This is a genomic window from Paraburkholderia azotifigens (assembly GCF_007995085.1).
Classification (GTDB): domain Bacteria; phylum Pseudomonadota; class Gammaproteobacteria; order Burkholderiales; family Burkholderiaceae; genus Paraburkholderia; species Paraburkholderia azotifigens.
On sequence record NZ_VOQS01000005.1, the window covers coordinates 915,966 to 929,435 of the forward strand.

Annotated in this window: 14 protein-coding genes and 1 pseudogene; 6 read left to right on the plus strand and 9 right to left on the minus strand. The window is 60.3% G+C overall.

Going from position 1 to position 13,470, the window contains the following annotated elements:
- Positions 1-9: 9 nt before the first annotated feature.
- Positions 10-1,620 (minus strand): L-glutamate gamma-semialdehyde dehydrogenase, encoded by a 1,611-nt coding sequence (gene pruA / locus FRZ40_RS36030; protein WP_147237370.1) that lies wholly within the window; start codon positions 1,618-1,620, stop codon positions 10-12.
- 554 nt (positions 1,621-2,174) lie between these two features.
- Between pruA and FRZ40_RS36035 the strand changes: the two genes are divergently transcribed.
- Positions 2,175-2,837, plus strand: a complete 663-nt coding sequence (locus FRZ40_RS36035; RefSeq protein ID WP_147237371.1) for a TetR family transcriptional regulator C-terminal domain-containing protein — start codon at positions 2,175-2,177, stop codon at positions 2,835-2,837.
- 45 nt (positions 2,838-2,882) lie between these two features.
- On the plus strand, positions 2,883-3,890 hold the full coding sequence (locus tag FRZ40_RS36040) for a LysR family transcriptional regulator (RefSeq protein WP_193567061.1): 1,008 nt from the start codon (positions 2,883-2,885) through the stop codon (positions 3,888-3,890).
- 49 nt (positions 3,891-3,939) lie between these two features.
- On the opposite strand, the gene FRZ40_RS36045 is transcribed toward FRZ40_RS36040, so the two are convergent.
- Positions 3,940-4,581 (minus strand): N-formylglutamate amidohydrolase, encoded by a 642-nt coding sequence (locus tag FRZ40_RS36045; protein ID WP_158647066.1) that lies wholly within the window; start codon positions 4,579-4,581, stop codon positions 3,940-3,942.
- A gap of 470 nt (positions 4,582-5,051) precedes the next feature.
- On the opposite strand from FRZ40_RS36045, the gene FRZ40_RS36050 reads away from it, so the two are divergent.
- Positions 5,052-5,822: a pyrroline-5-carboxylate reductase gene (locus FRZ40_RS36050; protein ID WP_028368911.1), complete on the plus strand. Its 771-nt coding sequence runs from the start codon at positions 5,052-5,054 to the stop codon at positions 5,820-5,822.
- An 81-nt stretch (positions 5,823-5,903) separates the two neighbouring features.
- Here FRZ40_RS36050 and FRZ40_RS36055 read toward each other — a convergent pair whose 3' ends face one another.
- Positions 5,904-6,965, minus strand: coding sequence for an ABC transporter substrate-binding protein (locus FRZ40_RS36055; RefSeq protein ID WP_028368910.1), 1,062 nt, complete (start codon positions 6,963-6,965; stop codon positions 5,904-5,906).
- 175 nt (positions 6,966-7,140) lie between these two features.
- On the opposite strand from FRZ40_RS36055, the gene FRZ40_RS45470 reads away from it, so the two are divergent.
- Positions 7,141-7,773 carry a hypothetical protein gene (locus FRZ40_RS45470; RefSeq protein WP_028368909.1) on the plus strand — a complete coding sequence of 211 codons (633 nt, stop codon included), beginning with the start codon at positions 7,141-7,143 and terminating at the stop codon, positions 7,771-7,773.
- 249 nt (positions 7,774-8,022) lie between these two features.
- Here FRZ40_RS45470 and FRZ40_RS36065 read toward each other — a convergent pair whose 3' ends face one another.
- On the minus strand, positions 8,023-8,316 hold the full coding sequence (locus tag FRZ40_RS36065) for a hypothetical protein (protein ID WP_147237374.1): 294 nt from the start codon (positions 8,314-8,316) through the stop codon (positions 8,023-8,025).
- A 191-nt stretch (positions 8,317-8,507) separates the two neighbouring features.
- Between FRZ40_RS36065 and FRZ40_RS45870 the strand changes: the two are divergent.
- Both FRZ40_RS45870 and FRZ40_RS44600 read left to right on the plus strand, forming a co-directional pair.
- Positions 8,508-8,654, plus strand: a pseudogene (locus tag FRZ40_RS45870) (IS110 family transposase); the annotation flags it as partial.
- Between the two features lie 20 nt (positions 8,655-8,674).
- The gene (locus tag FRZ40_RS44600; protein ID WP_167528727.1) at positions 8,675-8,962 is read left to right on the plus strand and encodes a hypothetical protein; all 288 of its coding nucleotides are present in this window, start codon (positions 8,675-8,677) and stop codon (positions 8,960-8,962) included.
- A 249-nt stretch (positions 8,963-9,211) separates the two neighbouring features.
- On the opposite strand, the gene FRZ40_RS36075 is transcribed toward FRZ40_RS44600, so the two are convergent.
- The 5 genes from FRZ40_RS36075 to FRZ40_RS36095 are packed head-to-tail and all read right to left on the minus strand — an operon-like array spanning position 9,212 to position 13,465.
- Positions 9,212-10,165 (minus strand): ribokinase, encoded by a 954-nt coding sequence (locus FRZ40_RS36075; RefSeq protein WP_147237375.1) that lies wholly within the window; start codon positions 10,163-10,165, stop codon positions 9,212-9,214.
- The gene (locus tag FRZ40_RS36080) at positions 10,162-11,007 is read right to left on the minus strand and encodes a BtpA family protein (protein WP_147237376.1); all 846 of its coding nucleotides are present in this window, start codon (positions 11,005-11,007) and stop codon (positions 10,162-10,164) included. The genes FRZ40_RS36075 and FRZ40_RS36080 overlap by 4 nt, the downstream gene beginning before the upstream one ends.
- A 22-nt stretch (positions 11,008-11,029) precedes the next feature.
- Positions 11,030-11,686 (minus strand): TenA family protein, encoded by a 657-nt coding sequence (locus FRZ40_RS36085; protein ID WP_147237377.1) that lies wholly within the window; start codon positions 11,684-11,686, stop codon positions 11,030-11,032.
- 16 nt (positions 11,687-11,702) lie between these two features.
- Positions 11,703-12,701: an ABC transporter permease gene (locus FRZ40_RS36090; RefSeq protein ID WP_028368903.1), complete on the minus strand. Its 999-nt coding sequence runs from the start codon at positions 12,699-12,701 to the stop codon at positions 11,703-11,705.
- Positions 12,698-13,465, minus strand: coding sequence for an ATP-binding cassette domain-containing protein (locus tag FRZ40_RS36095; protein WP_231516244.1), 768 nt, complete (start codon positions 13,463-13,465; stop codon positions 12,698-12,700). Before FRZ40_RS36095 ends, FRZ40_RS36090 begins: the two co-directional genes overlap by 4 nt.
- Between the last annotated feature and the right edge of the window lie 5 nt (positions 13,466-13,470).

Consider the following 13,470-nt stretch of genomic DNA (forward strand, 5'->3'; position numbering starts at 1 on the left):
GAATCAGGGTTAAGCGCCGAACTGCCAGTCGCGCGGGGGCAGGTACGTTTCCTTCACCACGCGCGGGGACGCCCAACGCAGCAGATTGAGGTAGGAACCTGCCTTGTCGTTTGTGCCGCTGGCGCGACCGCCGCCGAACGGTTGCTGACCGATCATGGCACCCGTGGGCTTGTCGTTCAGATAAAGATTGCCTGCCGCGTTGATCAACGCCGCTTCTGCGCGATGCAGTGCGAAGCGATCGGTGCAGAAGATCGAACCCGTCAATGCATATGGGCTCGTCGAATCGATCAGTTGCAGCGTCTCTTCCCAGTTCGCGTCGTCGTATACGAAGACCGAAAGGACGGGGCCGAAGAGTTCTTCCTTCAACAACGCGTGGTGCGGGTCGCTCACTTCCAGTACCGTCGGCTCGACGAAATATCCCGGGTCCGACCACGTCTTTCCGCCCGACACGACCTTGACGCTCGAATCTTCGCGCGCCGCCGCCAGCACCCGCGTCAGTTTCTGATGCGACGCCTGCGAGATCACCGCGCCCATGAACGTGTCAGACTGCGCGACATCGCCGACCTTCAGCTGCGCGAGACGGTCACGCATTTCCTGACTCACTGCTGCCCAGAGGCTGCGCGGAATATAGGCGCGTGACGCGGCGCTGCACTTCTGGCCTTGATACTCGAACGCGCCGCGGATCAATGCGATTGCGACTTCCGATGCATTGGCCGACGGATGAGCCAGAACAAAGTCCTTGCCGCCCGTCTCGCCGACGAGTCGCGGAATAGTGCGGAAGCTGTCGACCTTCGACGCAACGCCTTTCCACAGCGACTGGAACACGGCTGACGAACCCGTGAAGTGGATGCCTGCAAGGTCCGGCGAAGACAGTGCAACACGCGTGGTCAGTTCGGCATCGCCGGGAACGAAATTGATGACGCCCGGCGGAAGGCCTGCTTCTTCCAGCGCTTCGTAGAAAATCCAGTTCGCGAGCGCCGACTTCTCCGACGGCTTCCAGAGAACCGTATTGCCCATGATGGCCGGGGCCGTCGTCAGGTTGCCACCGATCGCCGTGAAGTTGAACGGCGACACCGCGTAGACAAACCCTTCCAGCGGACGCCAGTCGGCGCGATTGACAGCCGTGGGAACAGACATCGGCTGCTCGGCATACACGCGTTGAGCGTTGTAGGCGTTGAAGCGCAGGAAATCGATCAGCTCGCACGCGCTGTCGGGCTCGGCCTGATCGATCGTCTTGCTTTGGCCGAGCATCGTCGCAGCGTTGATCCGCATACGCGAACGGGTCGCCACAATGTCCGCGGCCCGATGGAGAATCGTGGCGCGGCTGGCGTGCGTCAGGCTGGCCCAGTCCTTCGCAACAGAAGCCGAGCTCTTGATCGCTTCGGCGATCTGGCTTTCGGTCGGACGATGAATGCGCGCAAGCACACGCTGCGTGTCGTGCGGTGCACGCACTTCGACGGTGTCGTTCGAGGAGTAGCGCTTCCCGCCGATCACCGTCGGAATGTCGACTACGTCGCGCTGCTCCAGCGCTTTCGCAAGCTCTGCCGCGGCAGCAGTGCCGGGCCGGAAGCTCACTTCAGTTTCATTCGCCGGCAACGGAAATTGTGGGCCTGAAATCACGCTAACTCCTTAACAAAAAAGCGATTTGGACGGACTGCGGGAAGTGCGGGCTGACCGCGATCAACTGTCGGCCATTTGATCCCTCGACGCTTTACCTCACTGCCCAGCGTAGTCCTCAAAGGAAATCCGGCTTACTGCTCAATCGATGGTTATGTTTTGTTTTCGCCCGTCGTTATGAAAAACATCGGGCCATCACGCGCGCCGCCACGACGATTGAGGCTGATCGTCGGTTCAGTCACCCCCTCACTGGATCAGGTCATACCCCTCGTGAACGGACGTATGCACTTGAACGTTTGTTCAGGATATGTCGTGTCACAGCGACTATATATCCGCATTAACACTGATCAAAAACATTTTGCGAAGCCGCTTCCCAGCGCATTTTCCGGGGCATAGCGGGTTGATTTAAGGGTTTTCACTTACTTTAATGCGGCTTTTTTTCGTGAACAATCGTTCAACAGACAAGCGTGCACGGTCAGGATGCAGCAGTCACGATCCAATGAACAAATGTTCAGACCACGCGCGACACTTCGTTCAATCACCTGTGGACGCGGGATATGCAAGTGCAGAAGCCAGGACGCACTGAGATCGAGAGCCGGAAGGACGACCCGAGTCAGTACGAAGGGATGCGTTACCGGTTGATCGACTCGACGCTCGAGGTTGTGGGCCACGTCGGGCTCGAACACCTCACGATCAGAAAGGTCAGCGAGCACGCGGGCGTTTCCGTGGGGCTCGTCCATCATCACTTCGAGAACAAGAGCAACCTCGTCTACAAGACGTTTGTCTACCTGATTCGAAGAGTGCGGGAACAGCTCACGGCAGGACGTCGAGGCATCGTCGATCCTGTCGAACGCATGAAGTTCACCGCCGACATGTGCTTCAGCGACGAAGTGATGAGTCCGGGTGCTGCGAACGTATGGCCTCACATGTGGAGTTCGTCGGCATACGACAAGGACGTACAGCGGCTTTGCACCGCATTCTCGAGACGGCTGCGCTCCAACTTCATCTGGGATCTGCGCAAAGCCGGCTGCGACCAGATGATGGCCACCATCTACGCGATGCAAGCGATGGCTCTGGTGCACGGATTGTGGATCGAACACCGCGTGGCCGCGACCATGAGCATCAGTGAAGTTCTCGGTGTATTCCACGCTGTCATCGACCATGCGACCAATCGCGGATGGAAGGCGAGCATGTTGTGCCACTCAGGCACGAATCACTGAACGTCGTGCATGTACCCGACGAAAAACTTCTAGCAGGCAAACATCATGACTACGAAAGAGAGCGTTCCCGAGCAATTCCCGGATTGGGGGCTCCTCGCGAGCTGGGTAGCCGTTGTCGAAGCCGGGTCCATCTCGGACGCCGCCAGCCGGCTCGCCATCTCACAGGCGGGCGTTTCTCTGCGCATCAAGGCTCTGGAATCGATACTGGACACGAGTCTTCTCGATCGCGCCACCCGACCGGCGCGCCCAACGGCCGCCGGGCAACGTCTGTTCGAACACGCGACCGTCCTCCTGCAGGGCGCGGACCAGATGGTCGAGAGCGTTCGGAATGTCACTCGCGCAAAGCGCGTCGTCGTGCGCCTTGGCTGTGTCGACTCGTTCGCCGCAACCATCGGCCCCATCATCATCCGTGCACTGTCCGGCACCTCACACCAGATCAGGTTGTGGTCAGGCATCACACCCACACTGGACGCACAACTCGAGGCCAGACAGGTCGACATGGCAGTAACGACAACCAGCTTCTCAAACGCCGCAGGAATCAAGCGGCAAAAGCTTTTTACGGAGCCGTACGTCGCCGTCTTGCCCAAGGGCTTTGAAATCGACCGGCTCACGACCCTTGCCGAGTTGAGCCGTCATCTGCAGTTCATCCGCTATAGCTCGCGCTCCGTCATCGGCCAGCATGTCGATGCTTATCTGGCGTCACATGGCGAAGACATCGATCGTACGTGCGAATTCGACGCGACGGATCCCATGCTGAGTCTGGTTGCCGCGGGGCTGGGATTCGCGCTCACGACGCCCTTGTGCCTCTGGCAGTCCCGGCACTATCTCCCGGAAATCCGCGTCGTGCCACTGACCGCCTTTTCCCGGCAGGGACGCCCGTATCAACCTCTGAGCAGATCGTTCTTCCTTGCATATCGCGAGAATGAATTGGGACATCTGCCGGCCGATCTTTATGATCTGCTGAAGCGATCCTTCGAAAGGCAGGTCTCGCAAGACATCGCCAAGGCGCTCACGCTGCGACCGGAGGATATTTTCGTTCCCGAAGAAGAGTAAATTGACGTCGGCTTCCTGATTGAAAGCGACCGCGGGTCTTGAGCAACCCTTATTCCAGCCAAGAGTCACGAAGCTCACGCATCAGATCGCCGGCGACGCTCGTTGCGGGAAGGCTCTCAATTGCCTGCTCAGCAGCGCACAAAATTTTCGCCATATCTGCGTCAGGTCGGGCCTCGTCAGCCGAATCGCCCGCCGCAGCCTCTATTGCCCGCCGCCAACGACCACCAATCTCCAGTTCGATCACGTGAACACCTTGCTCCGGCCGGCCGTAGCGCTGGGCCGCGAACGTATCGATCATCTTTCCATTCACCACCCAGGAGTGGTCCAGCGCCTGCGACGCCTGGGTCATCGCGCTCACAATGAGCCTCTCGCTGGATGCTCCATGATTGGTGCTGAAATTGCAGTCGGCGGCCTCCAGTTGATCCCGATACGGAGATAACCACGCGCCAGCATGCGGTACCAGCATCAGAACGTGGTTATGTAGGCTGCGTAGCCGGATCAACTCCTCCAGAACCGCCGCATGGAACGGCTTCCAGTACTCTTCGATCCGACACTGCACATCCGCGTCGAGGGGCTCCAACCCGGGCAAATAGAGTGCTTCCCCTCGTGACGTGTGCGTACGACAAAGTCCTAGCCGGTTCAATCGTTCAGACAACGCGGCGTTGTTCGCCGCCACATTCAGATCGATCACGCACGGGTGAAGCATCGCGGATATGCTCGTAATCTCGCTTTTGCGCGCAGTCGTCGCGAGGATCTTCCCCCCGGGTCCGAAAGTCTGCCAGCGACGGCTTCCCATGCGGGATGAACAAGGAGGGCCGAAGGCACCACCGTCCCGGTGTGAGGCGTCACGACCATGACCGCTGACTTACCGCGGAAGATCGCGCCTTTGCATTCCATAGTTCCCCCTTCCTGATCTAGCGTTAGCGCTTCCAGACACATATATGAAGCCACGAACAACATAGCTCGCCTGCGTGGGGACAACGGGACTCCAAGCACTGCTTGCCCTATATATAAGCGCGCCTCATGAGCTTCGGTGCCAGCTACTCTGCAGCAGATACTCCACTTCTCAGCGGGATCGACTCGACGGTTCTGGCAGGAAGCATTCCAAACCTCGAAGACTGTTCCGTCGAACAAACAGACCCAGTGAGGAGGTAGTCCAAAATGAGGCTTGGCTTTGTTGGTACCGGCGGTATCACCCGTGCGATCGTGACCGGACTTCTAAAGGTGGGAGCGGAAGTCGAAACAATCGCTCTTTCCAACAGGACAGCCCGGATCGCGAACGACCTCGCGGCGCTGCATCCGAAAGTGCGCGTTTGCGAATCAAATCAGCAGGTGCTAGACACCTCGGACGTGGTCTGCCTCGCAGTTCTTCCTACGATAGCGCGCGACGTCATTCGCGAACTCGCTTTCGCGCCAACGCACAGGGTCATCAGCTTCATTCCCGGGTTACGGACGGACGAGTTGTCGAAGCTGATCCCTGACGCAGTTTCGGTCACCCGCGCGGTTCCTTTGCCAGCTGTCGAACAGGGCATTGGCACGACGGCCGTCTATCCGCCTCACGACGTTGCACGCCGGCTATTTTCCAGCGTGGGAACGGCCGTCGAGGTGGAAAGCGAAGATCAGTTCGACTGCCTGCATACCGTCACTGCGACAATGGCCAGCTATTTTGCATTCATGCAAAGTCAGGCGGACTGGCTCATCGGCAAGGGTCTGCCACCTGAAAAAGCGCGCACGTTCCTCTCCTCGTACTGTGCAGGAATGGCGCACCGCGCCGAACACACGGACTATTCGTTTCCTGAACTTATCAAGCACTCGATCACGCCGGGCGGCATGAACGAAAAGGTGCTCCTCGAACTCTCGTCTGCCGGCGCATTCGATCTCTACCCGCGCGCACTCGACGGTGTGCTGGAGTGGCTGAAGGGCTTTCATTAGACCGCTCTCGCTGCAGATTGAACGTTCGCTTGCGACCCGGTTCAGCAGGCAAGCGAACGTTCCTTTAACGACCACGCAGAGTTACTTCTGCCCTAACCACACTGCGAACTTCTGATTGAGATCGTCGGCGTGGTCCGCCCAGAATGCTACGTCAGAATCGACGGCACCCTTCTGGTTAACTGGTGCAGTGGGAAGATAGGGCAGCACCTTCGGATCGACCATCGCGACTGCAGAGCTTCTGATCGGACCGTTCGCCGTCAGGGGCGCCAGCTTGGCGAGCACGGCCGGCTCAGTGGCGAACTTGACGAAGTCCTGGGCTGCCTGCAGGTTTTTCGTACCCTTTACGATGGCGTAGCCCTCGATGTACTTGACCTGACCATCCCAGATGAAAGCGAACGGCTTTTTGTCCTGCATCATCGCCGCGTAGATCCGGCCGTTGTACGCGCTGGACATCGTCACCTCGCCGTCGGCGAGCAACTGAGCGGGCTGGGAACCAGTCTCCCACCAGACGATCGACGACTTGATCGTATTGAGCTTTCTGAAAGCCCGATCCACTCCGGCAGGTGTGCCCAAAACTTTATACACGTCCGCTGGAGCAACGCCGTCCGCGAGGAGCGCCCACTCCAGCGCTCCCTCAGGCGACTTGCGCAGCCCGCGTTTGCCCGGGTACTTCTTCAGATCGAAGAAGTCGGCGACTTTCGCGGGCTCGGATCCCTTGAACTTGTCCTTGTTGTAAGTGATCAGTGACGACCACGCGATATTGCCTGCCATGCATTCGGAGACGCCGTTGGCGACATAGTCATTCTTCGCCGGCGTGCCGTTGGGCGCCGGAACCAGACTGGCAGGATTGATCTTCTCGAGCAGACCTTCGTCGCACGCACGCGTGATGTCGGCGAGTTGCATGTCGACGACATCCCATGACACGTTGTTCGTTTGCACCTGACTGCGAATCTGCGCGATTCCGCCGTTGTATGAATCGCTCCTGACCTGAACACCGGCTTTCGACATAAAAGGCTTCGCGGCAGTCCTTTCCTGTGCATCCTGGTAGTTACCACCCCAGGAAACAAAGGTGATCTGTGACGCCATCGCCGAAACGCTAAACACAGACGCCGCGAGCAATCCCAACCTTACAACGGGCTTCATCTTCAACTCCATAAATGGTGGACCAAAGTCGCCATCAGTCACCATCGCTAATGCTCTAGCGCGAGAACCGGCGAGACTGCATGCAGACTAGCGGCGATGCCGTCATCGGCCGAAATGCTTGAGAAGAGCTTATGTTGAGGATTGAGCGCTGTTATGAGTTGGCTACGGCAGCCGAATGTTGCACACCGATCGAGCAATTCATGCTGACGACGTGCAGTATCAGTTGGCTACGGTTGCTGACCATCAGGGTCGAAAAAATGGGAGACTTTTCGTGCTTCACACACTCGACAGTTCGATGGTTTTGCCAGTCGATCTCCAGCAGCGGCTACTTCCCGTAATTCACGACGGGGGGTCGGTCGTCTCTCAAGCAACGCGCCTCGGCCGGATTGCGCGGCCGCCGAACGTGATGCGCGACTTCCTAGACGAAAATGACAATGCACGTTGGGAGCAATCGCATCTGCAGCAGTTGTTTCGTTCATCGGACTATAGGGATACTCCAACTGCAAACATCCCAATGACAGCCGAAGCTGGTGTCGCTCTGATGGTAGTTACCGCCGCCACGTTTGCTGCAAGCGATTCCGTTGTTAAGGTCATCGGTTCATCGGTCCCCCTGGTCGCCATTCTCTTTGGGCGCTACCTCATACAGGCGATCGCCCTCGGAGTGTGGCAGACCAAAGCGGGATTCGGTCGGTTCCGCCATATCGGGACACTGAAGCTCCAGGTGCTGCGCGCGTTCCTCCTTCTGCTGAATTCCGCATGCACGTTTGCCGGGCTGCGCTTGTTGCCGCTGCCAGTGAGCACGCCCTGACCGCGTCGTGGGCGGCTGCGCGAAGCGCATGCCCGCCCCGTCCGGCGTGTGAGAGTCCGCGTGACTCAGCGCGGCAAGCCTGCCAGGCGACGATCGGGGCGGCCTCACCCTTCGTCTAGCCGTTCAAATGCAACCGCTGATCGTCTACCGCGTTGTCAGCGCGATAACCGGCCTTGACCAGATAGTCCATAGCAAGGCGGATTACCGTCAGGTAGGCGCGGTAACGGACACGCATGCCGGATTTTGGAATCAAGGTGGGCAGATCCGAAGCCTCGTTCCAAGCGAGTCTGCATACACAATCCAGTCGAGTTCGAGAATCGAGATCTGTCGCTCCAGAATGAACCGGCAGAACACGCGAAACAGCGTACGGTAACGCTCGCGTACGTGGTCGGGGGTCGCATGCTGTTTCGGCAAGACCTGGCAGCTATCCAAGGCCTCTTCGAAACCGATGTGCGGGCAAAACACCCAGTTACGGATGCGTGCATCAGGCGCGCTGGTGCCGAGGGGCTTCATGCGGTCGGTTTGCGAATGCGTGGTGATCACGACCAGACCTCCTGAACTTCCACTCGGGCAAATACCGCGACCCGGATGCGCCCGTGACGCCCGCGATACCGGTTCCCCGCGCATTGGCGAGCGCCCTGACCGTCGCGCGGCTCACGATTTGATCGTCGACGCACCAGGTGTCCACTTCAACGGTATTTACGACCCGTCGGGAAATACGCCCAAAGCAGCGCCTCCGACTTGTGAAGGGTAAAACCGATCCACATAGTGTTTGGCTGCAACAGATGATCGCCCGACGCGGACACAATTGCACTGCGGTCGCACTGGCCAACATGAACGCGCGAATCATCCAGGCGCTGCTCAGCGGCGAGGCCAGTTACGTCTCGCCAGGTATCGCGGCGTGGGCAAACAGTTTTCAGCGGAGAGTACCACCAGCGCTGGTTTGCGAAGCTTCTCAAAAGCGATGACGAAATTGGTTGAACCAGCATCCTTAAGCCTGTTTTTCGTGCCGGCTGCTCTTTTAGGCAAGCCCGATACATGCATGCAGACCGTTTCGACATCACGAACAAGAAGCTTGCAAAAAGGCACCGGGGCCATACATGCACGAAAAGGACGATTACCCCATGTTGATCCGGTCGCAGCCAATCGCCACTGTCGGGCCAGCCTGTTGATTTCCACCGAATACTGATCCCGCGGGGATGACCTGGCCGGTCCGCGCTGCCGCTGTCGAAGTTGCGCGTATTTCTATAGCGCTCCCATTCATCGCCGTGCCCTGCTCGTCGAACTACACGCTCACTCTGACACCGGCGAGACTGAAGCCGGACAGCGCTTCGATCCCTGCTTTCAGCGAGTCCTGCAAACCGATGCAAATGATCGCTGCACGGCACGCGTCTGGACACGCCGCCTTTGCCTCGACGGATCCGCCGCGCGCCGCTCGTCAACCCGCCGCGAGTGCTCCAGTTGCGGTACAAGCTGCCGCGGACGGTTCGCTGGACACAGCCTGCATTATCTGCCGCATCTCTATGGCGGCCGGAATCGACGCAAAGGTGCCGTGCCGCTCGACGGCCAGCGCAGCAGCCCGTTGCGCGCAGCCGATTGCCGGCAGCAACGGCGCAGTCTGCGAAAGCATCGCCGCCAGCACGCCGCAAAACACATCACCGGCACCCGACGTGTCGACCGCCACCGCTGGCAACGCCGGCAGATGCACCGCCTGGTCGGCACGCACCAGCAATGCGCCGCGTGCGCCAAGGGTGACGACTACCCATTCAGGTCCTCGCGCCAGCAGCCAGAGCGCCGCTTGCTCGGGCTCGTCAATGCCGGAGATGTCGCGAATCTCTCCCTCGTTGGCGATCACCCCCGCGCAACGCTCGAGCGCCGACGTATCCGGCCAGCACCACGGCGCCGCGTTGACAATGACGGCAGCGCCCCTTTCGCGTGCATGTTCGATCACACTGAGCGTGCAGTCGAGAGACAGGTTGCCTTGCATCAGCAACGTATCGCCTGCGTCGATGTCAGCAATCTGCGCGACCACCTGCGGTGTATCGAGCGCACGCGTGCAGCCAGCGGCCGTCACGATGGAATTTTCGCCGCTGCGGCTGACGGTGACGACCGACATGTCTGTCGCGACACCGCAGCTGACCATGCGCAACGCATGCATTTGTTCGGCTTCGAGCCGCTTGCGGATGCCCGTTCCCTCCGCATCGTTGCCGATGGCTGCGTGAAACACCACTCCCGCCCCGGCGCGATGCGCGGCCACCGCCTGGTTCAGCCCCTTGCCGCCCGGGGCACGCTGCACGGCCACCGCCAGCAACGATTCGCCCGCGCGCGGCGCGCGCTCCACCAGAAAGGTGAGATCCGCCACCGCGTTGCCGACCACGAACAGCCGCTTCATGCGCGTGCCTTCACGGCTTCCCTCATGAATACGTCGACCCGCTCGCGGTCGACCGGATTCCACCACACGCCATCGCGTTTCAGAAAGCTGGCGATGATCACCGCATCGGCGACGGTAAACAGCTCGCCGACGTTCGACGGATTCACACCCGAACCGATCATCACCGGCAGCGAGGTGCCCTTTGCAATAGCCAGGAGTTCATCCACCGTGGCCGAATCGCCGGTACGCTGACCGGTCACGATCGCGGCATCCGCATCGAAAAACTCGACATCGCGCGCGAGTTCGGCGAGCGAGCGGTCCGCCGTAATCGCATGCGCGCCATGTTTAACGTGCACGTCCGCGACGATCTTGATGTTCTGCGCGCGCAAACGGGCGCGATAGCGCGTGGCCAGCGCCGCCGGCCCTTCGATAAAGCCTTCGTTGGCCACGTAGGCATTGGCCCACTGGTTCACCCGCACGAACGACGCGCCGGCGGCTTTGGCCACGGCGAGCGCCTGGACGGCGCCGTTGGCCAGCACGTTAATGCCGATCGGCAGCCCGACTGCACGCCGCACCGCGTCGGCAATCACGGCCATCGCCGCGGCGGTTTCGGGCCCGAGGTCCTCGGGTTTGGCGAACGGAATGTCGCCGTGGTTCTCGACGATGATGCCGTCCAGGCCGCCCTGCGCATAGGCTTTTGCTTCATTGACCGCATAGTCGACGAGCTCCGCGATCGGCTGGCCCTCATAGTGCGGCGCGCCGGGCAGCGGCAAACAGTGGATCACGCCGATCACGGCCTTACGTCTGCCGAACAGGCCTTCGATCGCGTTGGGTTTTTGCTTGAAAACGGGTTGTGTGCTCATTTGATCGTATCCGCAATAGTCGTCAGACTTCGTAACAGGCACTGTGAAAATCGATTTCCAGGGCGAGCACCTTCGCAAAGATCGCGCTGCTGCGCTCGAAATCGAACTGCTCCGCGCTCCAGCCGTTCACCTGTGCTTTCAGCCATTGCACCTGGGCATTGAACGTAGCTTCCGCGTGCAGTGCGACCCAGTCGCGTATGTAGCCGTTGTCGTGCAGCGTCCGGTTCGCGCGCGTGCACCAGGTGCCATACATCCATTCCGCCGTCAGCATCGCGACGATCACGTCTTCGTACCGGCCTTGCTGCGCAATTTCGAGCATGCCGGTATCGAATGCAGTGACGCCAGCAGGCAGCCGCGCATCGCTGCGTGGCGCCGGCAACGCGAGCGCTGCGAAGGTACGGTCGAAATATGGCACCTGCTCGGTGGACAATGCGTGCAGCACGCCGATCAGCCAGTGTTTCTGCGCGATCGCTGGCGCCTTGATCAGCGCATGGCCGAATATCCCAATGGCGGTTTCGACGAAGCGCCCTTCATACGTCAAGTAACGGTTGAACGTGTCTGCCGGCAAACGGTTGCGCTCGATGTCGGCCACAAACCGGTGCTCCTGCATGGCCTGCCACGGGCCGGCATTGGCCGCGAGCAGACGTTCCGTGTGAGTCGTTGGATGTTGCATAGTCATCTAACAGAAGCCCTCGCTATTTCTTTGACGATTTGTAGCGGCCGAACACCCGGGTGTTCAACCAGATCGCGCCGAGAATGATCACGCCGGTGATGATCTGCGTGAAGAACGGCGAGATGTGCATCAGAATCAGCCCGTTGCCGATCACCGCGATGGTTAGTGAGCCAAGGATCGTGCCGGTGATGGTGGCGCGGCCGCCCATCAGCGACGTGCCGCCCAGCACAACTGCCGCGATCACATCCAGCTCGAAGCCCACCGCCGCATTCGACGAGCCCGAGCCGAGCCGCGACGCGAGAATCAACCCGGCCGCCGCGGAGGCGAGACCGGTCAGCAGGAACACCGAACTCTTGATGCGCAGCGTCGGCATGCCGGCGCGCCGCGCAGCTTCGGCATTCGCGCCGACTGCGACCACGCGTCGGCCATAGCGACCGCGGTTCAGATACACGTATCCGAGCACGCATACGATCACAGCGATCAATGCCGGCACCGGTACGTTGAACAGCATGCCGGTGCCGATGAAGTCGAAGCCCGTGCCCGATTCGATTGGCACTGAAAAGCCCTTGGTCGAATAGAGCGCAATGCCGCGCAGCGTCGACATGGTGGCCAGCGTCACGATGAAAGACGGGATGGCCTGGCTGGCCGAAATCCATCCTTGCAGCCAGCCGATAGCGCCGCCGAGCGCGAGGATCGCCAGCATCGCAGCAGGCCACGGGACGCCATGCTGGATCAGGATTGCGACCAGCGCGTTGGTCAGCGCGGCCATCGAGCCGACCGACAGATCGATACCGCCCGTCGTGATGACGAAGGTCATCGCAATCGCCACCACCAGAATCGGCGCTAGCTGACGCAACACGTTTAGCGCATTGCCCGTGGTCAGAAACGTGTTGCTGCCGAGCGCGAACACCACGCAACATCCGACAAAGAAACCGGCAATCGACAGCACCTGCGCGTGATTGGCAAAGTAGTCGCGCGAGCGCGAGCCGAATTCGCGCTCGGTATAAGGCGTGGTGCTCATCCGTGTCTCCTTCCGACAATCAGCTGAACCAGTTCTTCGAGGCTGGTCTCGTCGAGTTGCCGCTCGGCAACCTTGGTGCCCTCGTACATCACGGCGATCCGGTCGCAGACCCGGAACAGATCCTGCAGCCGGTGCGTAATCAGCACGACGGCCACTCCCTGCGCCTTGACGCGATTGATCAGGTCGAGCACTGCATCGACTTCTGCGACGGCGAGCGCCGACGTGGGTTCGTCCATAATCAGCACGCGCGGCGAAAACGACGCGGCGCGCGCGATCGCGATCGACTGCCGTTGCCCGCCCGACAACTGCTCAACGGTGTTGCTCAGGTTCGGAATGCGAATCTTTAGCCGGTCGAGCAGCGTGCGCGCTTCGGCCAGCATGCGCTTGTGCTGCAGCATGCCGCCCTTGCACAGTTCGCGCCCGAGATACAGGTTGCCGACCACATCGACGGTGTCGCACAGGCTCAGATCCTGATAGACCATTTCGATGTGACGGGCCCGCGCGTCGGCCGGTCCGGTGAAGCGCACTTCGTTGCCTTCGATGTGAATCGTGCCGGCGTCGGGCAAATAGGTGCCTGCCATCACCTTGGTCAAGGTCGATTTGCCGGCCGCGTTGTCGCCGATCAGGCCGACGCATTCGCCGGCGTAAAGATCGAGATCGATGCCACGCAACGCGGGAAACGAGCCGAACGATTTGCGAATGCCCTTCATCGCGAGAATCGGCACGCGCGGCCTGGCGGCTGCGGCGGTCGGGGTTGGCTTCATGGTGG